At 43.1% G+C, this 25,810-nt stretch carries 20 protein-coding genes; 17 read left to right on the top strand and 3 right to left on the bottom strand.

Annotated features, from left to right (window positions below; all coding sequences use genetic code 11):
* Positions 1-42 precede the first annotated feature (42 nt).
* The 3 genes from R7O03_RS06485 to R7O03_RS06475 are packed head-to-tail and all read left to right on the top strand — an operon-like array spanning position 43 to position 3,262.
* The gene (locus tag R7O03_RS06485) at positions 43-1,461 is read left to right on the top strand and encodes an SLC13 family permease (protein ID WP_017634015.1); all 1,419 of its coding nucleotides are present in this window, start codon (positions 43-45) and stop codon (positions 1,459-1,461) included.
* Between the two features lie 3 nt (positions 1,462-1,464).
* Positions 1,465-2,802 (top strand): ATP-binding protein, encoded by a 1,338-nt coding sequence (locus R7O03_RS06480; protein ID WP_275114990.1) that lies wholly within the window; start codon positions 1,465-1,467, stop codon positions 2,800-2,802.
* On the top strand, positions 2,789-3,262 hold the full coding sequence (locus R7O03_RS06475; RefSeq protein WP_053303110.1) for a response regulator: 474 nt from the start codon (positions 2,789-2,791) through the stop codon (positions 3,260-3,262). The genes R7O03_RS06480 and R7O03_RS06475 overlap by 14 nt, the downstream gene beginning before the upstream one ends.
* A gap of 108 nt (positions 3,263-3,370) precedes the next feature.
* On the opposite strand, the gene R7O03_RS06470 is transcribed toward R7O03_RS06475, so the two are convergent.
* The gene (locus R7O03_RS06470) at positions 3,371-5,074 is read right to left on the bottom strand and encodes a putative bifunctional diguanylate cyclase/phosphodiesterase (protein ID WP_138939414.1); all 1,704 of its coding nucleotides are present in this window, start codon (positions 5,072-5,074) and stop codon (positions 3,371-3,373) included.
* 487 nt (positions 5,075-5,561) lie between these two features.
* Between R7O03_RS06470 and R7O03_RS06465 the strand changes: the two genes are divergently transcribed.
* The 4 genes from R7O03_RS06465 (at position 5,562) to R7O03_RS06450 (ending at position 10,276) form a co-directional block, all read left to right on the top strand.
* Positions 5,562-6,779: an HD-GYP domain-containing protein gene (locus R7O03_RS06465; RefSeq protein WP_064368376.1), complete on the top strand. Its 1,218-nt coding sequence runs from the start codon at positions 5,562-5,564 to the stop codon at positions 6,777-6,779.
* Between the two features lie 212 nt (positions 6,780-6,991).
* Complete coding sequence (locus R7O03_RS06460) at positions 6,992-7,615, top strand: LysE family translocator (protein WP_017634019.1); 624 nt, start codon at positions 6,992-6,994, stop codon at positions 7,613-7,615.
* A 212-nt stretch (positions 7,616-7,827) separates the two neighbouring features.
* Entirely contained in the window at positions 7,828-9,372 is a 1,545-nt protein-coding gene (locus tag R7O03_RS06455) for a YjjI family glycine radical enzyme (protein WP_318131595.1), read from the top strand.
* 22 nt (positions 9,373-9,394) lie between these two features.
* Positions 9,395-10,276: a YjjW family glycine radical enzyme activase gene (locus R7O03_RS06450; RefSeq protein WP_213968795.1), complete on the top strand. Its 882-nt coding sequence runs from the start codon at positions 9,395-9,397 to the stop codon at positions 10,274-10,276.
* Positions 10,277-10,295: 19 nt separating this feature from the next.
* Here R7O03_RS06450 and R7O03_RS06445 read toward each other — a convergent pair whose 3' ends face one another.
* The gene (locus R7O03_RS06445) at positions 10,296-11,234 is read right to left on the bottom strand and encodes a LysR family transcriptional regulator (RefSeq protein ID WP_005377737.1); all 939 of its coding nucleotides are present in this window, start codon (positions 11,232-11,234) and stop codon (positions 10,296-10,298) included.
* 411 nt (positions 11,235-11,645) lie between these two features.
* Here R7O03_RS06445 and R7O03_RS06440 point away from each other — a divergent pair, with 411 nt between their 5' ends.
* A complete protein-coding gene (locus R7O03_RS06440; protein WP_005377734.1) occupies positions 11,646-12,416 on the top strand; it encodes a TerC family protein in 771 nt (256 codons plus the stop codon).
* 159 nt (positions 12,417-12,575) lie between these two features.
* Positions 12,576-13,178, top strand: coding sequence for a 2OG-Fe(II) oxygenase (locus R7O03_RS06435; RefSeq protein ID WP_005377733.1), 603 nt, complete (start codon positions 12,576-12,578; stop codon positions 13,176-13,178).
* Between the two features lie 54 nt (positions 13,179-13,232).
* On the opposite strand, the gene R7O03_RS06430 is transcribed toward R7O03_RS06435, so the two are convergent.
* Positions 13,233-14,498: an HD domain-containing phosphohydrolase gene (locus R7O03_RS06430; RefSeq protein WP_031778971.1), complete on the bottom strand. Its 1,266-nt coding sequence runs from the start codon at positions 14,496-14,498 to the stop codon at positions 13,233-13,235.
* 626 nt (positions 14,499-15,124) lie between these two features.
* On the opposite strand from R7O03_RS06430, the gene R7O03_RS06425 reads away from it, so the two are divergent.
* From R7O03_RS06425 to R7O03_RS06390, 8 genes are all read left to right on the top strand, one after another.
* Positions 15,125-16,318 (top strand): iron-containing alcohol dehydrogenase, encoded by a 1,194-nt coding sequence (locus R7O03_RS06425; protein ID WP_047102205.1) that lies wholly within the window; start codon positions 15,125-15,127, stop codon positions 16,316-16,318.
* Between the two features lie 161 nt (positions 16,319-16,479).
* Positions 16,480-17,685, top strand: a complete 1,206-nt coding sequence (locus R7O03_RS06420; protein ID WP_033905238.1) for an aromatic amino acid transport family protein — start codon at positions 16,480-16,482, stop codon at positions 17,683-17,685.
* 274 nt (positions 17,686-17,959) lie between these two features.
* Positions 17,960-19,084 carry an HD-GYP domain-containing protein gene (locus R7O03_RS06415; RefSeq protein ID WP_054701448.1) on the top strand — a complete coding sequence of 375 codons (1,125 nt, stop codon included), beginning with the start codon at positions 17,960-17,962 and terminating at the stop codon, positions 19,082-19,084.
* 87 nt (positions 19,085-19,171) lie between these two features.
* Positions 19,172-19,390 (top strand): hypothetical protein, encoded by a 219-nt coding sequence (locus R7O03_RS06410; protein ID WP_005377723.1) that lies wholly within the window; start codon positions 19,172-19,174, stop codon positions 19,388-19,390.
* Between the two features lie 324 nt (positions 19,391-19,714).
* The gene (locus R7O03_RS06405) at positions 19,715-20,479 is read left to right on the top strand and encodes an ABC transporter ATP-binding protein (protein ID WP_005377721.1); all 765 of its coding nucleotides are present in this window, start codon (positions 19,715-19,717) and stop codon (positions 20,477-20,479) included.
* A gap of 11 nt (positions 20,480-20,490) precedes the next feature.
* A complete protein-coding gene (locus tag R7O03_RS06400; protein WP_054574124.1) occupies positions 20,491-21,375 on the top strand; it encodes an iron-siderophore ABC transporter substrate-binding protein in 885 nt (294 codons plus the stop codon).
* Complete coding sequence (fhuB, locus tag R7O03_RS06395) at positions 21,372-23,348, top strand: Fe(3+)-hydroxamate ABC transporter permease FhuB (protein ID WP_213893823.1); 1,977 nt, start codon at positions 21,372-21,374, stop codon at positions 23,346-23,348. Before R7O03_RS06400 ends, fhuB begins: the two co-directional genes overlap by 4 nt.
* Positions 23,349-23,547: 199 nt before the next feature.
* Positions 23,548-25,770: a TonB-dependent siderophore receptor gene (locus R7O03_RS06390; protein WP_318131594.1), complete on the top strand. Its 2,223-nt coding sequence runs from the start codon at positions 23,548-23,550 to the stop codon at positions 25,768-25,770.
* Positions 25,771-25,810: the final 40 nt, after the last annotated feature.

Here is a 25,810-nt window from a genome sequence, read left to right as displayed (position 1 = left end):
CAAATGTGTCTGGCTAACCATCTCAGGAAGAGAAGTAGTACTATGCGCCCTTATCTCAAATACGTTGTTCCAACATTGATACCATTGCTTGTTTGGTTAATGCCTCTCTCTGCGTTCCCATTTGATGGCATTACTATCGTCCAGCAAAGAGTGATTGCAATCTTCTTGCTTGCCGCACTTTGCTGGGTATTCGAGCCAATTCCAATCTACGCCACTTCGGTTGTGATCATTGTCCTAGAGCTATTGCTTGTATCAAATAAAGGTATTGTGCTCTTTCGTTTGCAAGAAGGGCAGCCACATTTTGGTGAGCTATTACAATACAACGAGATAATGGCGACCTTCGCTAGTCCGATTATCATGCTCTTCCTCGGCGGTTTCTTTTTGGCTATGGCGGCGACAAAGTACAGGTTAGATGTCAACTTAGCCCGAGTGTTACTCAAACCATTTGGACAAAAACCAAAGTTCGTTATGCTGGGGTTGATGCTGATCACCGCTGTTTTTTCCATGTTTATGTCAAACACCGCAACAACAGCGATGATGTTGTCCATTTTAACCCCTGTGATAGCGGTTTTCGGGCCTAAAGACCCAGGTCGAATTGCATTCGCCTTGTGTATTCCTGTTGCAGCCAACATTGGTGGCATTGGTACTCCAATCGGCACGCCACCGAATGCCATCGCCCTAAAATATTTGGTTGGTGACAACTTAATTACGTTTGGTGAATGGATGGTATTTGGTGTGCCATTCGTTATTGTGATGATGGCGTTAGCCTGGTTTCTGATTGGCTTTTTGTATAAAGCCGAACAAACCACCATCGATCTGAACATTAAAAGCAAGTTTTTGAAAACACCCAAAGCAATAATGGTTTACGTCACCTTTGCCGGCACGATTATTCTTTGGTTGATGGGTTCTGCACATGGAATGAATTCTTACACAGTAGCATTAATTCCGGTCGCAGTGTTCTCATTGACGGGCATCATCAACAAAGAAGACTTGAAGAAAATCTCTTGGGATGTGCTTTGGTTGGTGTCAGGCGGTATTGCTCTGGGCCTTGCTCTAGATAAAACCGGGCTTGCGAAGCTGGTGGTACACAGCATTCCGTTTGATCAGTTCTCGCCATATGTTGTCTTGTTTGGTGCGGCTTTCTTGTGCTTGTTAATGGCAAACTTTATGTCGCATACAGCCACAGCAAACTTGCTGATGCCGATTATGGCTGCGCTGGGTACTTCTATGGCTTCGCTAACGCCTCTCGGCGGTGAAGTTACTCTGATCTTGGTCGTGACATTTGCCGCTTCACTCGGTATGTCGTTACCAATTAGTACGCCACCAAACGCGTTAGCTCATGCAACAGGGCATGTCGAGAGCGGCCAAATGGCTCGTATCGGTGCCGTGCTAGGCGTGATTGGCGTATTACTCAGCTTTGTGATGGTGTGGATTTTACATACTGTTGGGCATATTGGATAACCCATGTACGAAACGAAGTTAGACGCGTTAGTACAACGCTACTTTAATCACCTTGAACGCCAATTAACGGTTCTATCCGGGTCGGTGCTTATTGAGCAAGCTGGCTACAACGATCGCTTGTACTATGTGCTGTCGGGAGAACTGGCGGGCTATTACGCGGAAGATGACAAGAAACCGATTCAGGTATTTTCTGCGTCTCAAGGTGCGTTTATTGGCGTACATAGTTTCTTTTCTGGTACGTGGACTGCCTCTTCGACAGTGATTGCTCAAACCGATGTTGAATTAGCTTGGATACAACGTGATACACCCGCCGTGGAAGAGGCGACATACGGGCCATTGACGACACAATTTATGCCTGTGATGGTTAACGAATTATCTCGTCGTCAACGGCGCGCAATGCAAGAGGCATTGGCTAAAGAAAAAGCACTACAAAAGCTTCATACCGCAGAGCAAATGACAACGTTGGGGCAGCTTGCAGCGGGTATTGCTCATGAGTTGAACAATGCGATAGGCGTTGTAAGCAGTAAATCAGAACGGCTAGAGACAGTTATCATGGAACTGCTTGAAGAAGTTCATCCGGAAGCGAGTCAATTTTTTGATTTTGGTTTAATGCAAGGGCAGAAAGTCTCTTCTAGCGAAGCGAGAAAGCGGGGGCGCCACTTCGAAAAATACTACGGTTTAACCAAGGAGGTTGCTCGTGATCTTGCACGTGCCGTTCCAAACAACTTCCTTTCAGAACATTGGCTAAAAAGACCAGAAGAAGCGATACGTTTCTGGCAAATGGGACGAGATCTCCATGACTTACGCATCGCCTCTAAACATACCGTTGGCATTGTGCGATCCGTAAAACAATTGGGGCGCACGGATATCGACTTGGATGAAGCGATTAACATCAATGATTCAATCAATCGCGCCTTGGCTCTATTGCAAAGTGACTTAAGACGAGTGAGTGTTCGTTTTAGCCCTGCGGATTTACCTGCTTTTATTGGTTCTCAAACCGAACTCGTCCAAGTTTGGGTAAATATATTAAAGAATGCGTGCGATGCACTTGGTGAAACGGAGAAACCCGGTATCGAAATACATACTCGGGAGAGTAAGGGTAAAATTTTGGTCACGATTGCTAACAACGGACCAGAAATTGATGAAGCGACACGTAGAAAAATTTTCCGGCCAAACTTCACCACTAAAAAGGGGGGATTGTCGTTTGGTTTAGGGTTAGGTCTGTCGATTGTGAAGCGCATTATCGCCGGATATAACGGCTCTATTGTGGTAAAGAGCGACAGTGAAAAAACGATTTTTAGAATCAAGTTACCAGTAGAGGGTGAACATGGAGAAGCTTAATGTAATTTGCGTTGATGACCAACGAGAGGTACTAAGCGCGGTTCTACAAGATTTAGAGCCGTTAAATCAATGGTTGAATATCGAAGACTGCGAATCAGCAGGTGAGGCTCTAGAACTGATGGATGAATTTGATGCAGAAGGCGAGATGATCGCATTGATTATTTCCGATCATGTGATGCCAGGTAAAACGGGAGTAGAGCTGCTGACCGATGTATCAAAAGACGGTCGTTTTGGCTTTACGAGAAAAGTGCTTCTTACCGGGCAAGCGACGCACACCGATACGATTAATGCGATCAACTCCGCAGGCATTGACCGCTACTTTGAAAAACCATGGCAAGCAAGCCAATTAATAGAGTGCGTTAGAAACCTGGTGACCCAATATATCTTTGATGTGGGCTTAGATTACACTCAGTATCACGAACATTTAGATCAGAGTGTGGTGTTTGAACGCCTACGTTAATAGGGGGGCATTAAGCTTTGTTTTCGTCACGGCCAGTTAGTGTCTGAAATCTATAGTGAATAGTTCAGCATGTTTAACGTGGCCGTGCGGAATATTGCTCTAGTATGCTTAACTCAACGAATAGCGGCTTGCACTGGCAACAGAAAGTGGCTTAGAGAACCAATAACCTTGCAGATAATCGACGCCCATTTCGGTAAAAAATTCACACATTTTGGCGTCTTCAATTCCCTCAATCACTACTTCAATATTATTTTCCTGGCACATAGTGATAAGAAACTTCAGATATTCTTGTGAAGAGCGGTTGGTTAGTGTTTTCCACGCCATCGACCTATCAATTTTGATTTGTGTCATCGGGAGGTCGAAGAAGCTATTTAATGAACTGTAACCCGATCCAAAGTCATCCAGAGAGAGTGCAAATCCTAGTTCCCTGAGGGTATTCAGAGGGGCAATGGCTGTCTGATTATTATCCAAAATAAACGTTTCTGTTAGTTCCAAAACAATAGACTCAGGATCGACACCAACCTCATCCGCCATGGCTTTAATTCGCGCAGGGAATTCACTGTTCATTAACTGAAGTACAGAAACATTCACGTTGACGCGAACTTGGTTTTGGTAACGCTCACGGTAGTTTTTGATAAATTCACACGCTTTGGCAAAGACTTGATATCCGAGCTCGACAATCAAACCTTTGTTCTCTGCGACGGGGATGAATTCGTCTGGGTAAATTTCGCCAAACTCTTTGCTACGCCAGCGAACCAGAGATTCGAAGCTCACCACTTTTGAGCTTTTGGCGTCAATAATTGGCTGAAACTTAACGCTTAATGTCTGTTTTTCTAGTGCACTTTTTAGACCTTGTTCAATAAAGAAATAACGGTCTACGGCATGCTGAGTTTTCTCACTGTAAACCGCAACACGGTCTTTATTCTGCTCGCTTGCGTACTGACAAGTTCGTGCTGCTTTACGTAATATTTCCTCTGCTGAGTGACTTGGATCTATGCAAGGATACAAACCAATACTAATGTTACTTCCTAAGTATTGGCCCTCTTCAATCACTGCCTCGTGGTAGGTTTCCTTTAAACTTTCGGCATAACTTTGCAGCGTTTCTACCGAGCATTCATCGTGAATCAAAATCGCAAAGTCATCATCATGTACGCGATATACAGAACTATTTGGAGAAGGTAGGTGACTGAGAGTTTGTAGCAATTTTTCCACTAACCCATCGACCAACTCGCTGCCATATTGATTTAAGTAAGATTTAATCTCTTCTATCTGAATGTAACAGATAGATGCACAAGAATCGGTGGCTCGCACACTATCTTCAATATCCAGCAAGAGATGGGCGCGATTAGCCATACCTGACGCATTGTCATGAAATGCGACTTGATGAATGTAGCTTTCCATCAGCTTGCGTTCAGAAATATCACGGTGGCTACCAACCATATAATGACCATGTTCTGTTTCTTTGGTCATGGCTACGCCTTCAATCCAGACGTACTGTCCATTGGGTTTACGCACGCGGTAGGTCGTTGTGACTCTCGTGTTGTTGGTAATGATGTGAGCATCGACCCGAGTGGAGAGTCTTTCTCGATCGAGAGGGTGAACAAGGTCTAACCATTGCTCTAAGCTGATTCGACCAGCGTTGATACCAAGCTGCTCATAAAAGCCCTTGTTATAAAATACCATGGTGCCAAACTCATCCATGTAAAAGAGGCCTTCGTTAAATACATCGAAGATATGAATGAATCGTTCTTCGACGATTTTTAGGAACTCTCGGTCACTATCTGAGACTTGTTGGTCAAATAGGGTGGTCAAGATATTTCCTCCTCGAGCCTTTTAGCATCAGAGATGAGTGTTGGGGTTGATAACATAGAGTTGATCTGCTGGCGTACATTACAATCACAAAAGTGTCAGTTCAAATTGTTTGGCTATCATTTTATGCGCTACTAGGTTAATAACATACTAAGATTAGGCGGCTAATCATCGACATTTATAAAAAATAGTCAACAGTAAAAATCATTTATAAAATACAGTTATTGATGCCGTCCGCAATCTATAAATATTTATGAATAATTATCCTAAAGTTATTTTCAGTTGTGTCGGTATCAATGTGCTGTTTTCTAACGTCATTTGTATATATGTTATCTTGGATAAAACCATAATAACAAAAAGGACTTAATGAGCGCGACCGATTATTAATTGACAGGATGCTCATTAATTGTAATCAATTCAAATTTATTATCACGCCAAGTAATCAAATCTCTTATAATGCGGACGTTAATATCGAGTAAGCCTTCTTTATATGCAGTACGATCCGAAAAATTCAATCAAAATTGCGCTCGCTGATATCGGCGTTGGTATGTTTGTTACCGCGATAGAGCACAACAAGCGCGTCAATTTAGCCAATGCAGGGCGGATATCTAGCCCTGAAGGCATTAAGAAGCTTGCTACAAGTGGCGTAAAGTATGTTTGGGTAGATCAAACATTATCTTCGCAGCAGTGTGTCTTCAAGCCTGTAGATGAATCAACTGGTGCCACTAAAGAGACGCGAGAGCAGAAACACTCCGATTTTAAGAGGGGTCAACGAGCTTATCGTTCGAGAGACATCCAACACAAGCGAGCCAAAAAGCTGATCGCCGAAGCAAAAGATTTGGCGCAAAAACTATTGAATCAAACTTTTGAAGGAAAAATCATAGAAGTTGATGAAGTAGAAGCTTGGGCTGACGATGTCATTGAAAGTGTTTTTATTGACTCAGATGCGTTGCAGTGTGTCTCTGCACTCCGAAAAAAAGACTCTTATTTATTGGAACACTCCGTCAATGTCGCTTGTCTTTTAGTGTCATTCGGTAAGTACTTGGGCTTGGATAAGCCAACGCTAAAACAGCTTGCTGTAGGTGGCATTATTCATGATGTAGGTAAAATTAAAGTCGATGATAAGATCTTGCACAAGCCAGCGAAGCTAACGCCTGAAGAATTTGAACATATGAAGCTACATCAAGTGTTCGCAGGTGAGATTATCCTTCACGTAAAAGGGCTTAGTGACGTAAGCCGTGATGTTTGTTTGATGCACCACGAGAAGTTAGATGGCAATGGTTATCCTAGAGGCTTGAAGGGGGATGAGATTCCAATTCACGGCCGTATGAGCTGTATTGTAGATATCTACGATGCGCTAACGGCTGATCGCTGTTACAAAAAAGGCATGAGTTCTGCGGAAGCGTTTAAAATCTTGTTGAGTCTAACGCCATTTCATTTAGACGCAGACTTAGTTTACAAATTCATTAATTGCATTGGGATGTACCCCGTAGGCTCCATTGTCGAGTTGAACGATGGGCGTGTTGGTATTGTTTGGTCTTCAAATGAATCTCAAGCATTAAAGCCAGAAGTGAAATGTTTCTACTCCCGCAAGTATAAACGATACATTGATGTCACGATGGTGGACTTAAAAACGAGTGCGTACAAAATTGAAAGAGCGATCGCGCCTTCATCGTTAGAGATCGATCCTAAGCCTTTTTATGATTAAGAGAAATAGATAAGCTTATACAACAGGCTTTACATCCTTGCATGTAGATCGTATTTTATTTGCATAACTATCTGTTAATTTTTTCTAAGTTATTTAGATGCAAGATGGTTATTAAGACCTCGGCTATCATGGATAGAAACCGGGCGATAAACGGGCGATAAAATAGTTCTACACAATGGGCTATAAACCTCATTTTGCTGGAAGGGATGCCAATGCAAATAGATACATGGATTTTTTACACTCTTGCCATTCTCGTGCTCACAGCTTCACCAGGACCAAGCTCACTGTTGTGTTTAAGTAAAGGAGTGAGTAGTGGGTTTCGTATTGCTTTCATGACTGCGCTTGGCAGTTTATCTGCGATTACGATCATCCTTACGCTCTCATTTACCGGGCTGGGAGTTGTCATTGCTTCATCTGAGTTAGTTTTTAATATTATCAAATGGTGTGGTGCCGCTTACTTAATCTGGTTAGGTATTCAAGCGTTGCGCTCATCTCAGACAGATTTTAATAAAACGGCAACGACTCAAAGTTCCGCGACAGCGTTTAGCGCGTTCACTAGTGGTTTCATTGTTGGCGCTAGTAATCCCAAAGCGATAGTCTTTTTCACCGCTTTGTTTCCTCAATTCATAGAACCTTCCGCACCGCTACTGTCTCAATTCGCGATTTTCGCGTCTACATTTGTGGTTTTTGAGCTTAGCTGGCTAACATTTTATGCATTGTTAGGGGTAAAAGCCTCCGATTGGTTGTTTGTCGCTGGAAGGGCGAAGTTGTTCAATCGTTTGACTGGTGGAGTATTTATTGGTGCAGGAGTGATGTTGTCGACGGCAAACCGATAAATAAGACAGATTTCGGTACGCAGTTAGGTTTTCCCATATAGTAAGTTGGAATGCGCTAATTTAGCTTTGTCTTATTTCCAGAATGGAAATAGACGTTTTGTTTATTTTCATTAGTGGCAACAGTCAAGCAGGAGTAAAATCACGTTACTCTTTAGGGGTAGAGCTCGTATTTTGTCTTGTGGGCTTGTGGTTACTTTGTAGGAATATCTTAGATGACAAGCCTTTCTAAACTACAACAACGTTTTCTAGATATCGCGACCGACGTCCGTCTTTCTCCAAAACAGAAGTCGAGTTGTTTAGCTTTAGAGGCGGAATCGTACATTCCTTATATGACCGTATCTCCATCACTGAGACAAGCAATGGATGAAGGCATCATCTGCGATATGTTTGAAGGTCATGCACCGTTTAAACCTCGCTATGTGTTGCCTGATTACGCTAAATTTCTATCGCAAGGCTCAGACTATTTAGAGTTGTCTCCGGCTGATGATTTCGATGATGCGCTGAATATGCTTACCATCATTTACCATCATGTTCCTTCGGTAACGAACATTCCGGTTTACTTAGGTCAGTTAGATGATGTCTTGTTGCCTTACATAGGCGACCTAACAGAGAGCCAGATTTACAAAAAGTTAAAACATTTTTGGATCATGCTGGATCGCACATTGCCAGATGCGTTTATGCATGTGAATGTCGGACCGACAGACAACATTATTTGTCGCACTGTTTTAAAAGTAGATGCGGAGCTCAAGCAGATCGCACCGAATCTCACCTTTATGTACGATGAGACAGTTACGCCTGATGACTTACTTCGTCAAGCGACACAGAACATTTGTGAATGCAGTAAACCGCATATCGCCAATTACCCAATGCACGCGAAAGCCTACAACGGCTCACACTTTGGTATCGTAAGTTGCTACAACTCGCTTCCATTAGCAGGTGGCTCGAACACATTGGTGCGAATGAATTTAAAAGAAGTTGCAAAACGAGCATCAGACTGTAACGACTTCTTAAACAGTGCGTTGCCTTCTTACCATCGATTAATGGTCGAGCTCATAAACGCAAGAAGCACGCACTTGCATGAAAAATCGAACTTCTTTCAAGGCTTTTTGACGCAAGAGGGGTTGATAAAAGAGTCCTATTTCGCGCCAATGTATGGCGTTTACGGCATGGCCGAAGCGGTAAACCTTCTATTTGAAAAAGAAGGGCAAATAGGGCGATACGGAAAAAATGATCGAGCAAATACTTTTGCTCATGATGTTTCAGCAACACTGGCTAAACTGGTGGACTCAACCCCGGTGAAATATGGTTTAGATGGCAAAGCGCTCTTACATGCACAAGGCGGCATTAGCTTAGATCATGATGTTACGCCAGGTGTACGTCTGCCTTATGGTGCAGAGCCAGACCCTGTCACTTATGTACAAGCAACGGCGAAGCATCATCAGCATTATCGTGCGGGTATCAGCGATATTTTGACGATTGATGAAACGGTGAAATCTAACCCAGAAGCGATGTTCAATTTATGTAAAGGGGCACTAAATGCTGGTTATCGTGAGTTTACCGCGAATGTCACTTCAAATGACTTAATTCGCGTGACAGGCTACATGATCAAACTTTCAGACGTCGCGAAATATGATGAAGAAGGTTCGAGAACCAACACGACGTTTCTAGGTGCAGAAGCAGCAAAAAATACCAAAATTTTAGAACGCTCACCACGTGTGGTGAGTCATGAAGTAACACCGACTTACACGCAGGCATAAGTTCGGTTTAGGAAAGAACAAGATGTCTAGACGAAGTGGAAGCCTTTTGGCAAAAGTCACTCGTATCCTTCCTTTCTCTTGTGTTGATGGGCCAGGAAATCGTCTAGTCATCTTTCTACAGGGTTGTAACTATCAGTGTTTGAACTGCCACAATCCTCACACGATAAACCATTGTAATCATTGTGGTGAGTGTGTGAGTGAATGTTCAGCAGGCGCATTGAAGTTCGACGAAAACAACAACGTTGTTTGGCTTAAAGAGGAGTGCACCCACTGCGATCATTGTATAGAGATATGTCAGAACCAATCTAATCCAAAAATTACTGACTACTCTGTAGTAACAATGCTCGATTTGATACGCAAGCATCGCTTTTTCATCAGTGGTGTTACAGTATCCGGTGGGGAATCTACCTTACAACTTCCTTTCATTATTGAGCTGTTTAAAGGGATAAAACAAGATCCTGAATTACGGCACCTCTCTTGTTTCATCGACAGTAACGGTTCTTTAGCGGTTGCTGGTTGGCAGCGTATTCTCCCTTTTCTGGATGGCGCAATGATCGATTTGAAAGCGTGGCAGACGGAGACGCATCAGTGGCTAACTGGGCGTGATAATCATCGTGTATTTAAAACCCTTCATTACCTAGCTGAACACGAAAAATTGTACGAGATCCGCTTACTGCATATTCCCCAAAAAAGTGATTTAGATATAGAAATCGTAGCAATTGGACGTTACTTGAGTACTCTTCCTGAATCGGTGCTTATCCGTTTAAATGCTTTTCAGCATCACGGAGTAGTGGGGGAGGCGTTAACTTGGGATATGTGCTCTCATCATGATATCGAACGCTTAAAATCAGAGCTTCGATGCTACGTGAGTAACCCTATCACAGTGCCGACAGTACTCACGTAGTACCGTTGTTTATCTATGCTTACGCATCACAGGCATCTAACATGGCGCAGGCGTCGAGTAATTGTTGCTGCAACCATTTTAAAGCGGGATCGTTTAAGCTCGCTTTGTTCCAAACGAGGCTGTAGGCTACCTGTCCGTAATCGAATGGAAGAGCTTGTTCAACCAAACCTTTTGCTTGCATTGCCGCTCTTGCCCAAAGCTTGGAGCATGTGAACAAGTAATCCGAGTGCTGACACATCACCGCAGCTGAACCAAAGTCGGCTACACGCATGGCCAAGTTTCGCTTTGAATGCCTTTGGGTGAGATTTTGCTCAAAATAAGGTTGTGACAGATCTTTATCATGAATACCGATGTGTCTTGCACAAAGGTAACTTTCAACAGATAAGGGTTGCTCAGCGAGTGGGTTCGATGCTCTCATTAAGCAAACCATTTCGTCTTTCAAAATGGTTTTCCAGACCAAGTCTTTATTTTGTGTGGGTGGTTGGCTGAGATCGTGAGGAAGCAACAAAAAATCCACTTGACCTCTTGCTAATGCATCGAAGCTCATTTCCTCTTTCGCATGGACATTCAAGTGCGCGTGGTTGCTCAGTTGTTGGGACAAGTGCTGTAGAACTGGCGCAAAGAGCTCAAATGAACTTTCACGCATTGCTAATGAAAAACTACCTTGATAGTAAGCCGGATTGAAAGAGCCTTGATGTAATAATCCATTCATACTGGAGAGTATGCCATGGATTGATGGGCCTATATGCAGCGCAAATGCTGTCGGCACTAAGCGAGTGCCATCACGGTAAAAAAGGTCATCCTTTAGCGTTTCGCGCAACTGTCCGAGCGTTTTACTGACGCTCGATGGTGTTACACACAAGCGTTCTGCCGCAAGTGTGACGCTGTGAGTGGTTAACAACATATGTAAAACAGTTAGATGTTTAAGGCTTATACGCGAAAGAGCAATGTAGTCCATAAATAGCATGGTTTCTTATGATTTTTGGCAGTATATCAGCATGAAACAAATTTTTACTATTGTTTATCTCGGAAACACGCCTGTTTCTCTTTGAGCTCAATGCATTTAATGGGTTGCATAAGGGTTGATGGTGCTTATAAGTCTAGAAATTTATCTTAGTTTTGTTGGACTTTAATGCTTTCATTTATTCAATTCTAAAGCTTCTATGTAATTTTAATCAATTTGGAGGAGTTGATTGATTTGTACACGAATTAAACTTGTTCCTTGTTAATTAAAATAGATATTGTTTTGTTGATTGTTTGGTGATTTACTCATGATCCCTCAGTAACAAAGGTATAAATAATTAATGGACGACCCCTTTAGTCGGCAAAACCCTTCACCATATGTCTTCTTATTATTGGAGACATGCTCATGCTAGAACTTTTTATGCAACCAGAAGCTTGGGCTATTTTCGCCACTTTGTTTGCGCTTGAAGTTGTCTTAGGCGTTGATAACGTCGTTTTTATCTCTGTCTTATGTGAAAGACTGCCGCTGCACCAACGTAAGCTGGCAAGAAACCTTGGTATTGGTCTTGCTGTTATTGCTCGTATTGGTTTAGTGTTTTCAATCTCTTGGATCATGCAACTGACTCAACCGCTATTTTCTTTGGCGAACCAAGCGTTTACCGGAAGAGACGTCATCATGATTGCGGGTGGTGCATTCCTCTTGGCTAAAAGCCTGAAAGAGTTGTGGAGTTGGTTAAATCACAACGAGTCTGCTCACTCAACTCACGCCCGTACTGGTTTAGCGGTAGTTCTGTTGCAGATTGTTGCCGTGGATGCTGTATTCTCGATGGACTCGGTGATAACCGCCGTTGGTTTAACAAGTGATGTCCCACTTATGGTCGCAGCGATTGTTTCTTCTGCTATCGTGATGGTCATGACAGCAGAAAAAATCAATAACCTGGTGTCGTGTTACCCTGGTTTTAAGACACTTGCTTTGTTATTCCTCGTTTTGTTAGGTGGTTTATTGATGGCAGAAGGCTTCGAAATTCATATCAACAAAGGTTATGTGTACTTTGCGATGGCATTCGGCTTAATTCTGGAACTTTGCCATATCCAGTTAAAAAACAAACAACGCCCGACTATTAAACGTCTTAGTCCGTTGCGAGTTCATCCAACCAGATTAGAAGCTCGTCAATAATAAAAGATATTGCCGCTCATATGAGCGGCATTTTTATATTCGTCATCACCTATTTTTACTCTCTTTTATTTTGTTGTCGTTTCGACAAAAAATCGCATTTGTTGTGGGGTTGAAGATTTTTTATATAGACCGCCCAACTAATATGAGTGAACGACAATAATGGATAAAATGATCGATGCGTTAGCAACCCATGGCTACTACATCTGGGATGATTTTCTTTCTGAACAAGAAGTGGCTCAATTACGAGACTGCATTCCAAGTAACTGGAAAAAAGCGCGTATTGGTCGTAATGACGATGTGACACGTATTGAGTCAATTCGAAGTGACAAAATTCAATGGTTATCGCCCAATATGGGGCACGCGGTTACTTCTTACTTAGATAAGATGGAAGAAATACGCCAAGAAGTGAACCGTCACTTGTTTCTGGGGCTTTTTGAGTATGAAGCTCACTTTGCCAAGTACGAGGAAGGGGATTTCTACCAAAAGCATCTAGATTGTTTTAAGGGCAATGAAAACCGTCGATTGACAACCGTTTTTTACATGAACGAATCTTGGACGGAAAAGGATGCAGGTGAATTGGTGGTTTACGATCTAAATGATAATAAGATAGCAACCATCCCTCCTCAATCAGGACGCTTACTTTTATTCTTATCTGAGCAATTCCCGCATGAGGTTTTACCGACCAACGCAGAGCGGTTCAGCATTGCAGGTTGGTTCAGAATCAATGGTGTGCGAGACAATGTACTTGATATTGCAAAATGATTGGTTTGCAACCTGTACAAAATCAGCAAAGGGCGTAGATACGCCCTTTATCGATTAAACATTAGTTGATAGCTCGTAACACTCGGTCATGTTTCGCTCTAGCACTGCATAGACGTCAGAACAAAGTTCTTGATTAGCGACTTGCTCGCCCATAATCGCGGCGATTTGCGCTTGAGCCATTCGTCCTCGGTAGGGACGGTCCTGAGACAGAGCTTGGAAGACATCCGCGACAGCAATGATACGCGATGGAACATCGAGCTCGGCGCCTGTTTTGTGATAGGGATAGCCCGACCCGTCTAAACGTTCATGATGATTGGAAGCCCACTCCGCTATTTTCGCGTTAGGGAAGACCTTATGCAATGCGAGCTGAGTATCAATTGTATGGCGTTTGATACGCGTATACTCTTGTTTATTAAGAGATCCTTCTTTATGAAGAATCTCATCTGGTGTTTTTAACTTTCCGATATCATGCACCAACCCAGCAATAAATAACATCTCTTGGTCGTTCTCACAGAACCCAAGCTTGATGGCTAGATACCGAGATAACTCCGCCACTTTTTGCGAATGTTGATAAGTAAATGGGCTTTTTGCGTCAACAATTCGAGCGATAAACATGCCCAAACTATTCATATCTTGGATGGTGAGCTGTTTTTGAAGCCAATCAATGCTTTTAAAGTTTAATCCGATGGTTTCTATATTTTCAGACTCCATCGCGAACCAAAATGCGTCGGTCATAACGAGCTTAACCATTGCCTTAGCCATGTCTGGATTAAACAAAGTTCCAGCGTTTGCCATGATGCATTCTGCAATTAGTTCTTCATGAAGTGTGACAATGTCACAGTGGCAGTTCATGACGTATTTGGAACGCATAAAATCGAGACGGTCGGCTAAATAAAGTAGGGCAGCGACCTCTTTTTCAAAAGGCGGTAAATCAAGATATTTTAGTTCACTCCAATGTGTATGGTGGTAAAGAACAGGTGTAGCAAACTGACGCAACAAACGACACTGCTTGAGGCTTCGGTATCCTCTTAAGCAATGTGTTTTTACATCTTGTGGCACCAACTCCTCAAGTAACATTTTATGTTCTTGTGTTTCGGAGACTCCACAATCGTGGATCATCCCTGCGAAGTAGCAAAACTCCGCTTTTTCTGGTTCCCAGTTCATGACCCGAGCACATTGGTAAGCGATGTAAGCGACACGATGGCTATGGTGCGTATCATCAACACCTACATAGTCGAGTGCTCGAGCAACCCAGATAAGTGCTTGTTTCAGATCGACTTCAAAGCCCATGTCCGTATGGGAATGGCAAGAATGATTCATGGTTTATACCGACATTGCTAATTAGCCCACGCTAAACCCAAATCAGAAGGTGATAGGAAAAATTGGGTACGACAGCGAATAGACCCCAAAAAGGTGGGCGTTTAGACATAGTTTTGATTATGGGCGGGATAATAATCCTAGTTGCATAATAATATCACCTGAAGCTCATGGTTAAGAGTCAGATATTTGAACTAAGTATAAGTTTTGAAAGATTATTGTTGCTCTTGTTGACTTATTTGAAAACGACAATAAATCATGATGTAACGCATTCTTATTTTTATTTTTGTAAATCGTGCTCGGGCTCAACCAGAGACACACGGTATTGATGTGTGATTAACAGAATTCATATTGTTGCTTTTGGCAAAAAATAAGAAGACTTCTTCGAGGCTCGCTCTGTAACTAACAGAGTAATAGGGAAAGAAGCTTGTTAACTACATGACAATAGAGCGTCGTTGAAAACATTTTCTCTGTAGCTCATGTCGTTGAGGAAAGATAATGAAATGGTACGGTTTCCCAGCGATGCTAGCCCTTTTAGTGAGATAAGTTTATTGAAAATGTGTGATTGCAAAGTAAGCATAGGTAGTAAAAGTAGCTAGAATGATAGCTCTAAATGAAAAGGATTTCGTATGTTGAAGCATCGTTTATACCGGAGTTACACCGCTGGGTTAAAAATTGCAGCCCATATCCTTCCTATGCCGAGACCAACCTTGTTTTCCGGCCCTGGTTCGATGAATGAGCTATTAGAATCGATAACCGAGCTGGGATTTAAACGCGTTTTGTTAGTTACCGACGAAGGGTTAGTCCAAGTCGGTATTGTAGATAAGGTGCTTGAGGCTGCAGCAAAACTCGATTTACAGTTAGATGTTTTCTCGCAAGTTAAGCCCGATCCTACCTATGATCAGGTAGAGAGCGGTCTAGAGGCTTATCATCGTTTTCATTGTGAGGGCATATTAGCTTTGGGTGGCGGCTCTGCAATGGATTGTGCAAAAGTCATCGCTGCGAAAGTTACCAATAAACGGCCAATCAAAAAATTAGCTGGACTATTGAAGGTATGGCGAATGCCAGCGCCGCTTTTTGCTATTCCAACAACGGCTGGAACCGGAAGTGAAGTTACTATAGCTGCGGTCGTGTCAGATCCCTCCTCACACATTAAAACCCCTTTAATGGATCCAAAGTTGGTGCCACTAATGGCAGCTTTAGATGCGAATTTAATGATTGGTTTACCTCCTAAGATCACGGCTGATACTGGCGTTGATGCATTAACCCACGCTATTGAGGCCTATGTATCGAAAAACGCTACTCAAGAAACGATGGCTTATTCGGTTGCCGCTATTAAACTCATTTTTAAATATCTTCCTAGGGCTGTGATGCAAGGGGATGATGTCGAAGCTCGTCATAAAATGGCTATGGCATCCTATTACGCGGGTTTAGCATTTACCAAAGCGAGTTTGGGTTATGTTCATGCCTTTGCTCACACATTCGGTGCGAGATATGGAATACCTCATGGTATGGCAAACGGATTAGCCTTGTTGCCTGTGCTGCGCTTTTCATTATCAGAGATTGAGCCTCAACTAAGAAAGCTCGATGAGTTGACGGCCGAGGGGCAGTTAGGTAACGCAAGTGCTCAGCATTTTTTGGCGAATCTGGAGTCCTTGTTTTCAACTATTGATATTGAGCAAACCAGTGCGCTCATTCAACGTGAAGATGCTGATGCGCTTGTTGATTTAATTCTGAAAGAGGCGCACTGGAATTACCCTGTTCCCAAGTTCATGAACAGGGAAGAATGCACACAGTTATTGTTAAATATCAGTAAGGTGTAAATTATAGTTTACATGTGTGGTTTTTTATCCTTACACTTTGCTTGATCTTCTGCTAAAGATCCTACAATATCGACGGCAATACAAATATGGTGTTGGTTTCGGTCCGCCGTTGCCCGATCTAATACTGATAATTTCTAATAAAGTGTAAAGATTAATATACAATGAGTCGTTCTAAAGTATTCGGTAGTACGCTAATTATTGCGGGCACTACAATAGGCGCTGGTATGCTAGCGCTTCCACTTGCCTCTGCCGGCATTGGTTTTTCAACTTCTATTATCATCATGCTAGGCTTATGGGCTCTGATGGCTTTCACTGCCTTGCTTATGCTTGAGCTTCATCAACATGCGGAGAGTAGTGCTACACTTCATACTTTGGCGAAACAGATCCTAGGTCAAAAAGGCAAGTGGGTGGCAAGTTTTGCGATGTTGTTTCTTTTCTACTCATTATGTGCAGCGTATATCGCTGGCGGTGGTGCTCAGTTCGGAGACCGCCTTGCACAATGGTTTGACCTCGATATTTCAGGGCCTACATCAACGATAATCTTTACCTTAATTGTGACTTTAGTTGTGACGGTGGGTACCGGTACGGTCGATAAAGTAAACCGAGTACTGTTCGCGATGAAGCTCATTGCGATGGTTGCGGTGCTTTCTTTTCTTGCTCCAAACGTTACGGAATCTTACTTGTTAAGTATGCCAATCGAACAAGGCCTTGTTGTAGCGGCGATTCCGGTGATCTTTACTTCGTTTGGTTTCCACGGAAGTATACCTGCAATTGTGAATTACTTAGACGGTGACACTTCTTCTTTACGCAAAGCCGTTATTATTGGTTCGACGATTCCACTCGTTATTTATATCTTTTGGCAAATCGTGACGTTGGGTGTGGTTAGCCAAAGTACGCTTGTTGAGAACGGAGGGTTGAGCGCACTGATTGGTCAACTATCTCAGACAGTACACCAATCAAATTTGGGTAGCATTGTTGGTGTGTTTGCTGACTTGGCATTGTTGACATCGTTCCTTGGCGTGAGTTTGGGTCTATTCGAATTTTTGGGTGATACCATCAAAGGAAGTAACGATAAGCCTAATCGTTTGATTGCGGCACTAGTGACGTTTACTCCACCGCTAGGCTTCGCACTTTTCTATCCTCAAGGCTTTATTATGGCTTTGGGCTATGCAGCGATTGCCTTAGCGATTTTAGCCATCTTTTTGCCTTTGGTTATGGTGATCAAGGTTCGTAAATCGGATGATTTTACTGGGGAGTACCGCGTCGCAGGTGGTCAAGGTGCGCTAGTGATAACGGGCATCGCTGGCACTGGCATCGTATTCGCTCAGGTGTTAATTACGCTGGGTGTGCTTCCTGCTCTAGGCTAGTTGTTCAGAACGTTCTTTGAATAACCTCTAGTTACTGAATCCATCGTAATCAATCAGTATTGTTAAGCCAACGAGTTTTGCTCGTTGGCTTTTTTAATCTGGATCAAATTACCGTAAGATATCCGGTGAAAAAATTGGTAGAAATGTGCTTTTATTTCGTACACTTAAGTTGTGGTATATCGATAGTTTAAGTGGAAAAAACCGCTCAAAATACCATTGAATTTGCAACACAATGAGCTTTTCTTGTTTCTCTGCTTTGGTGTGGAGGTGAAGCATGGCGCACCGGAGTTTTTACCCGTTTGCAAAACCGCTTAACGAGCAACTGCAAACGCTAAAAGGCAGGATGCAGGCGCACTTGCCATGTATTGATAGGGTGTCATTTGCAAAATATCACCCAGACCAAGATGTGCTCAAATCATTTGCAGAAAGTGAGTTCGACACTTGGTGTCTAGCCCATCACGAATCAGCATTCCGTAAACTCCACCACCTCAATATTGCCTCTAAAAACGCGGTTCCTCGTATCGTCGAAGACCTTCATGATATTAATCACTGTCCTCGGGTTCAAATTTTACTCAAACACGGATATCAGTCGTCGGCTGCTATTCCTTGTTATGACAATAAAGCTTTTACTGGTTTTGTATTTTTGAACTCCACTCAACGTGATGCGTTTAGTTTAGAAGCGCTGAATGGTCTTAAACCTTATTTCGAAATGATTCGATTTGCGGTTGAATCAGAGACTCAAGTAGTCAATGCGATAGAAACGCTAGCGAACCGAATGCAATGTATGATGCCAGGCTATTCACCTGAGTATTACGCGCATACCAAACGCATGAAGTACTACAGTCAAATTATCGCAACGCAGTTAGCGGATCGTTATCACCTGAATGACGAAATGGTCGAAGATATTGGTATTTTTGCTCAGTTCCATGCGCTCGGTGATAGTCAGCTGCCAGTTGAAATTGCTAGCCGCCGAACAAATTACTCTCAAGAACAAGAGGCGATATTGATTCAACATATTGAGCGTTGTATCGATTCAGCGGATGACATAGTTGCCCGTATCGGAAATCCGGTTCACCCGAGTGTGACTTTGTTTTTGCAGATGGTTACTTATCAGTACGAAAACTTAAATGGCACTGGTTATCCGTATGGTTTAACCAGTGACGATATACCAATAGCCGCGCAAATTACGGCTGCTGCAAATGCCTTTGATTTTATGACAACGCACCATCCGTATAGACAAGCGTGGTCCATCCCATACGCATTGTTAGAGCTTGAAAAATGGGTATATCAGGGATGGTTATCTCGAGAATGTGTTAATGCTCTGCGAGAGCATCAAGGTTATATAAAGCAAATCATCCACAAATATCCTGAGCACTATACAGGCTTGGGGTTAATGTGAAGAGCAGTAACAAAGTTGAAATGTTGACGAGGAGGAATATTTAAATAATACTGTTTTTATATACAGTAACAAGTTTGGAGGTGAAGTATGTTGTGGGAAACCCTTGAAAGAGTAAACCGCTTACGCCAACAAGCACTTGCAAATCCTGAGTTTGTTGAGTCAGCAAAAGAGCACGAACAAGCACTTCAGGAGCAAGAATACCATTATCAAACTAAGAAAAAGCGTTCAGCCAAAGACAAACAAGGTAAAAAGTCGCTGGCCGATATCTATAAAGAAGTAGAGTTTGGCGCTGACGCTCGTCATTAATGTATTCACTGCGGCATTTTTCATTTCTTCATACGCTGCAGTATTCGTTCAAATTTATGCGAGAGCAGTGGGAGACCGCTACTCTCGTTGACCTGCCTATAATTTACTAATGAAGTTCAGCCGAGCAAATTATCACTAACACTTAGCAATTCTCTCAATGATCTTGTTGATGTAATGATAATGACAACGGTTTGCATTTGTATCTTTGTTGTTATATAAAACCTCCCTTATTAATCGTTCTGTTGAATAAGAACGGCAAACGTGATCAACGAATGAGAGCTCTGAATAACTGTTATTCGTAAATGGCTATTAGGTGAAGTAGGGATGTTGGAAGCTAAAGCACTCCAGTTTGAGATTGAAGGCAAGTCATTGCTAAAAGCGTTTGATGTGACATTTGAACCCGGAAAAACATACGCTCTTGTTGGACACAATGGTTCAGGAAAATCCACATTGTTAAAGTTGCTGGCACAGCAACAGCCATACACCGCTGGTGACGTGGTTCTGCATGGAACGAGCATTAACGATCTCTCAGCGAAAAAATTCGCCCAACACATTGCCTACTTGCCTCAGCATCTTCCAGTGACCGACAGTATTTTAGGTCGAGATTTAGTCGGTTTTGGTCGTTATCCATGGCATGGTTTACTTGGACGTTTGAGTAAGAAAGATCACGACATTGTTGAAGAAGCAATGGCGATGACAGGCACACTAAAATACGCAGATCGCTTAGTGGACACGTTATCTGGAGGAGAGCGTCAACGTGTGTGGCTAGCTATGCTGTTAGCCCAAAAAACCGAGTATTTGCTTCTTGATGAGCCTTTGTCTGCGCTAGATATCAGCCATCAAGTCGATATGTTGAAGCTTATCTCTAAACTCAGTCAAGAACTGGGCTTGGGCGTTATTATCGTATTACACGACATCAACTTGGCTGCACGATTTTGCGACTACATCGTTGCATTACATCAAGGTGATTTGATTGCACAAGGCAATGTTGAACAGGTGTTTACTGAACCTAAGTTGAGGGACATATATGGGATAGAGATGATGATCTCTGACCACCCTGCGGGTTACCCGGTGGCGATGCCAAGCTAAAGGTTGGAATAATGAGCAGTACAAACACTCGACTTAAACATTTCTCTTTCGCTCTCTCACTTAGTGCGCTTTTGGTCAGTTCTTTTCAAGCACTAGCTGACGCATCACCTCGGGTGATGTCGGTTGATTGGACACAAACTGAAACGATGTTGGCGTTAGGGGTTGTGCCCGTAGGCGTCGCTCAAGGGCAAGATTACGATGCTTGGGTAAAATCGCCACCGTTACCACCTCAAACTAAGGATGTAGGGTTAAGAACTCAACCCAATATAGAGCGTATTTACGAGCTCAGACCTGACCGTATTTTTATTGCCCCGTACTTCTCCTCAATGAAGCATCGTTTAGTCGATATTGCCCCCGTTACCACGATTGACTTATATGAAAGCGGGATCACAGATTGGTCGGTACTTACTCGTTTCACTCGGAGGTTTGGTGAAGAGCTGGGAAGAGAAGCGGAAGCAGAGGCGCTTATCCAACAATATGAAAAACGTTTCTCTTTATTAAAACAGCGCATAAACAAAGACCAGCCGCCGCTTTTAATGATTCAGTTTATGGATACGAAGCACGTTCGTGTTTTTGGTCAAAATAGTCTTTACTCTCAGGCTATCGAAAAGATTGGGCTGAGTAATGCATGGAATGAAAAGACGAATAGCTGGGGCTTTAGCCTAGTTGGCATCGACAAGTTAGCTGGCATAAAAGCTCAAATTGTTATCGTAGAGCCATTACCTTACGGTGGAGCGGAGCAGCTCTCTCAAGACCCATTTTGGCAATATGTTGTTCAACAATCTGGTGAAAAGGTCATGCAAGTCGCACCCGTTTGGAGTTTTGGTTCTATGCCTTCAGCTCTCCGTTTCGCAGAGTTAGTTACGGCGAGTAAGGTCGAGGAGTTAACACAATGAAAACGATGCCTTTAAGCTTTGTGGTGTTACTTTCGGCATTTACCTTTTCTATTGGTGCTTTCCAATTGTACCAAGTAAGCTCATTTTCGTTGGCTCTAAGCAGTTTATGGGAGCCTAACTTTCAATCTATCGATTCTGTTTTACTTCACTTTAGCTGGTGGCCTCGAGTCTTCACCACGATTATATCTGGTGCTGGATTAGCGGTTGCTGGGGTATTGATGCAGCAAGTGCTGCGTAACCCTCTCGCTTCACCCACGACACTTGGTGTGGCGAGCGGTTCAAGTTTTGCTTTGATGTTAGCTACGCTATTCGCACCTTGGATGTTGGATATCGCGCCTAATTTGGTTGCTCTCATCGGCGGTGTGATATCGATGGGGTTGGTGATGCTGTTGTCATGGCGACGAGCGTTATCTCCAACGGTTGTCGTCGTTTCTGGGTTAGTGATAAACCTGTACTTTGCATCATTAAGTACGGTTATTCTGATGATGAATACCGAAAAGCTGAATGGGTTAATGATATGGGGAGCCGGTTCGCTTGTTCAGAGTGGATGGGGAGATTTCTCGTATCTTGCCCCTCGAATCGCACTTGCTACGGTCGTTGCATTTGTGATTGCAAAGCCGTTAAGTCTGTTGGAACTCTCCGAGCAAGGTGCCAAGAGTTTAGGTGTCTCGCTAGCTAAGTTGCGTTTTGTCTGTCTTGGGCTTGCGGTGTTAATCACTTCTTGGGTGGTTTCTGCCGTAGGAATCATCGGTTTCATCGGGTTAGCGGCGCCAGCGATTACTCGATTGATAGGTATCAATAAAATCCAGCATAAGCTTTGGGTATCAATGCTGATTGGTGCCATGTTATTGACTTTAACCGATTTGGTTATTCAGCAACTGCCAGGGCTAATGGCGAGTTTTATACCAACGGGAGCAGCAACCGCTGCACTGGGCGCTCCGCTACTGTTATGGCTGTTACCTCGCTTATCACAAAAGACGCAGGGCCATACTCAAACAGTGTTAACTCGACATCGTGAACATGTTTACAAGCTAAACCCTAAAGCGATCTCATTGGCGTTGATCGGCACGTTAATTTCTGTTGTTCTTTTTGCCACGGTTGCTGTGCAAAATGAAGGGTGGGCAAACTTATTTTCTAGCCAAAATTGGATTTTTTTGGAGTGGCGCGCACCTAGATTATTTGCAGCAGCAATTGCGGGGGCAATGTTAGCGATTGCTGGAACCATGATTCAACGCCTAAGTGGAAACCCAATGGCAAGTCCTGAAGTGATCGGTATCAGTTCAGGGACAGCGATGGGATTGATCATCGCGATGTTTACTGGGTTTGGTTCGTCAATTTTCACTCTTTCTCTAGGCGGGTTCGTAGGTGCATTAGCGACGGTATTAGTCATTGTGCTGCTAAACCGTAAATCAGGCTTTCAGCCGGAGCGTATTTTGTTGACTGGTATTGCGATAACCGCACTGATGAATGCAATACAGAGCTTTATTCTAGCCACTGGTGACCCAAGAAGTTATCAAGCATTGGCTTGGTTGTCAGGGTCTACCTACTATGTCTCGGTTGAAACGTTACTCCCGTTGTCTTTATCTGCGCTTGTCTTTATAGGGTTGAGTTTTCTCTGCGTAAGATGGCTAGATATTCTTCCTGTCGGTGCCGCTTCCTCTAAAGCGCTTGGAATTCGAGTTGATCGTTCACGCGCAACACTGCTTCTTTTAGTTGCTTGTCTCACGGTCAGTGCGACATTGGTTGTTGGTCCGATTAGCTTTGTTGGGTTGTTGGCTCCGCATTTAGCTCGCTTATTTGGTTTTAACAAAGCGTCACAACACATGTTATGCGCCGCGATACTGGGGGCAGGGGTGATGTTGTTGGCTGATTGGTTGGGACGACAGGTCCTTTACCCGCAAGAAATACCAACAGGGCTTATGGCGTCTCTCATTGGCGGTTTGTATTTAATGTGGGGTTTACGCCGCTTATAGAAATGAGCTAAGCCTCAACCAAGAAAGTACTTATACAAATAAGCACTCGTAGTGGCATTCGTAACCTATGCGAGTGCTTTATGCAAAACCTCTGGTTTGTCTTTTACGGAAACAACTGGCGATGCCGTAACTCGCTTTTCTTTCAGCGGTCGCTGAAGTCATGAAGGGTTGGTTTGGCTGCCGACAAAAAGGAGAGAATATGACTCGGCAGTTTATGCTGACACCAACGTCGATGGCGGTTGTATTAGCTGTATCAACGCCAAATGTCTTGGCTCAGGAAGATGAAAATATAGTTGTGATTGGACAGCAGCAAGACAGTGCAGTTGGTCCAGATTTTAGTTATCTCGGAGCGAAGAGTCGGGCAGCGACGAAAACTGATATTGCTATCAATGAGACTCCAAGAGCGGTGTCTGTTGTTACGCGAGAGCAAATGGATGATCGTGCCTCTATTAGCATTTCTGACGCACTACAGTACACACCAAGCATTCAAACTAATTATTTCGGCGAAGATAACAAGCAAGATTGGTTTATTATTCGTGGTTTTAAACAGGCGAACAGTGGGTTGTATCAAGATGGTACCCGTTTATATTCTTCTGGCTTCTATAGTTGGCAAATAGATCCGTTTGCGTTAGAGAGGGTTGAAGTTTTACGTGGTGCAGCGTCTGTTCTTTATGGGCAAAACCCTCCAGGTGGGGTTATCAATGTTGTCAGTAAGCGACCTCAATTTGATGGGGGGTCAGGACTTGTATCTTTGGAGTACGGTTCTGAAGACCGTAAACAACTTTCTCTTGACGTAAACTCTGAGGTGAGTGAGCAGCTAGCTTTCCGCTTTCAAGGGTTAGCGAGAAAAAATGGGACGAGAATTAGTAGGGTAGAAGCAGAGCGCATTCTTCTCTCTCCATCGATGACGTACAAATTTAATGAGACGTCTGAAATTACCTTTCTAACGAGCTATCAAAAAGACGACTCAGATCCTTATCTGCAATTTTTGCCAGTTGAAGGAACGTTAACGCCAAACAAAAATGGAAAGATCAGTGATAGTTTAGCGATAGGCAATCCTAACTGGGAGACGTTTGAGCGTGAGCAGATGTCTTTAGGCTATGAGTTTTCTCATGCATATAATGATACCACTTCATTTGTTCAAGCAGCTCGTTACAGCGAAATGGATGTTAAGCTAAGACAAATGTATTCGTACGTTTACTCGGCTGACGTGCCTGCGTTGGGGCCGGCTTTGGACCCATCAAATGAACGCAAAACCATACTTCGGGGTGCTTCAACAGAAGATGGGTCATCTGATGCTTTTAATATCGATAATCGTTTGATGCACCAAGTAAATTGGGGAAGTGTTGAGCATAACTTGATGTTGGGCATAGATTTTCAAATGATCAGTATCGATGGTAAAGATTTTGCGAATGATCCTATCGTTGCTGATGGTAATGCGCTCTTAAACACACCAATGGGAGCTTTGCCTGACCCTAGGTTTAATGTATTTAATCCTACTTATTCGGATAACATAATGTTACTCGATCCGAATACGCTACAACCATTGAGCGAAACCGATAAGCAAAGAACGAAAATCGATAATCAGCAGCTCGGCGTCTACTTTCAAGATCATATGCTGATCAACGATAAATGGGCGATGTTATTGGGCGCACGTTACGACGATACAAGTAATGAAGTACATAATGTTACCACGGGTGCTCGCACGAAAGTCGATAATGGAGAGTGGACGTTTAGCGTGGGAACGGCTTATATTTCTGATTCTGGCTTCACGCCATACTTTAGTTACTCTCAGTACTTTGATCCAATTATTCAAGAAGACAGCAATGGTAAGCCAGCGAAGCCTGAAAGCGGTGATCAATTTGAAATCGGTATGAAATACCAACCGGATTCATTTGATGGTTATTTCAATATTGCAACGTATCGGGCAACAAAAGAAAACTTGGCTCGTATCTACTTGAGTGAATTAACGCAAATAGGAAAAATAGAAAATAACGGCGTTGAGTTTGAAGCTGTAGCTAATGTGACACCATCCTTAACATTGATCGGGAACATTGCGTACGTTGATGCAGAGATAAAAGAAGACATCAATAAGGCATGGGTTGGCAAAACACCTTCCCAAGTGGCGAATACCGTATCATCAGCTTGGGCACATTATCGTTTCTTTGATGGACCTCTTGATGGCTTTGCTGTTGGCTTAGGCGCGCGCTATACAGGTGAGTCATACGGAGACAATGAAGAGAGACTAAAAGTACCAAGTTATTTCTTAATGGATGCGACGGTCAGTTATCGAATCGGCGATTACAAGCTACAAGTCGCAGCTAAAAACATCGCGGATAAAAAGTACATAGCGACATGTGATGGCTTTTGTTGGTATGGCGACCGACAAAATGTTATTGCAAGTTTAACTTACGACTGGTGAGTTAACGTATAAATAAACACCCCTCACTTTAGGGGTGTTT

This window comes from Vibrio sp. Vb2960, from assembly GCF_033337665.1.
GTDB lineage: Bacteria > Pseudomonadota > Gammaproteobacteria > Enterobacterales > Vibrionaceae > Vibrio > Vibrio alginolyticus.
Note: the sequence above shows the minus strand (reverse complement) of the source record. Positions and strands in the feature narration are given on the sequence as shown.

What these genes read in the sequence shown, in the direction of transcription:
- R7O03_RS06485 (WP_017634015.1), top strand. Translation starts at nt 43, where the DNA reads ATGCGCCCTTATCTCAAATACGTTGTTCCAACATTGATACCATTGCTT.
- R7O03_RS06480 (WP_275114990.1), top strand. Translation starts at nt 1,465, where the DNA reads ATGTACGAAACGAAGTTAGACGCGTTAGTACAACGCTACTTTAATCAC.
- R7O03_RS06475 (WP_053303110.1), top strand. Translation starts at nt 2,789, where the DNA reads ATGGAGAAGCTTAATGTAATTTGCGTTGATGACCAACGAGAGGTACTA.
- R7O03_RS06465 (WP_064368376.1), top strand. Translation starts at nt 5,562, where the DNA reads ATGCAGTACGATCCGAAAAATTCAATCAAAATTGCGCTCGCTGATATC.
- R7O03_RS06460 (WP_017634019.1), top strand. Translation starts at nt 6,992, where the DNA reads ATGCAAATAGATACATGGATTTTTTACACTCTTGCCATTCTCGTGCTC.
- R7O03_RS06455 (WP_318131595.1), top strand. Translation starts at nt 7,828, where the DNA reads ATGACAAGCCTTTCTAAACTACAACAACGTTTTCTAGATATCGCGACC.
- R7O03_RS06450 (WP_213968795.1), top strand. Translation starts at nt 9,395, where the DNA reads ATGTCTAGACGAAGTGGAAGCCTTTTGGCAAAAGTCACTCGTATCCTT.
- R7O03_RS06445 (WP_005377737.1), bottom strand. Translation starts at nt 11,234, where the DNA reads ATGGACTACATTGCTCTTTCGCGTATAAGCCTTAAACATCTAACTGTT.
- R7O03_RS06440 (WP_005377734.1), top strand. Translation starts at nt 11,646, where the DNA reads ATGCTAGAACTTTTTATGCAACCAGAAGCTTGGGCTATTTTCGCCACT.
- R7O03_RS06435 (WP_005377733.1), top strand. Translation starts at nt 12,576, where the DNA reads ATGGATAAAATGATCGATGCGTTAGCAACCCATGGCTACTACATCTGG.
- R7O03_RS06430 (WP_031778971.1), bottom strand. Translation starts at nt 14,498, where the DNA reads ATGAATCATTCTTGCCATTCCCATACGGACATGGGCTTTGAAGTCGAT.
- R7O03_RS06425 (WP_047102205.1), top strand. Translation starts at nt 15,125, where the DNA reads ATGTTGAAGCATCGTTTATACCGGAGTTACACCGCTGGGTTAAAAATT.
- R7O03_RS06420 (WP_033905238.1), top strand. Translation starts at nt 16,480, where the DNA reads ATGAGTCGTTCTAAAGTATTCGGTAGTACGCTAATTATTGCGGGCACT.
- R7O03_RS06415 (WP_054701448.1), top strand. Translation starts at nt 17,960, where the DNA reads ATGGCGCACCGGAGTTTTTACCCGTTTGCAAAACCGCTTAACGAGCAA.
- R7O03_RS06410 (WP_005377723.1), top strand. Translation starts at nt 19,172, where the DNA reads ATGTTGTGGGAAACCCTTGAAAGAGTAAACCGCTTACGCCAACAAGCA.
- R7O03_RS06405 (WP_005377721.1), top strand. Translation starts at nt 19,715, where the DNA reads ATGTTGGAAGCTAAAGCACTCCAGTTTGAGATTGAAGGCAAGTCATTG.
- R7O03_RS06400 (WP_054574124.1), top strand. Translation starts at nt 20,491, where the DNA reads ATGAGCAGTACAAACACTCGACTTAAACATTTCTCTTTCGCTCTCTCA.
- fhuB (WP_213893823.1), top strand. Translation starts at nt 21,372, where the DNA reads ATGAAAACGATGCCTTTAAGCTTTGTGGTGTTACTTTCGGCATTTACC.
- R7O03_RS06390 (WP_318131594.1), top strand. Translation starts at nt 23,548, where the DNA reads ATGACTCGGCAGTTTATGCTGACACCAACGTCGATGGCGGTTGTATTA.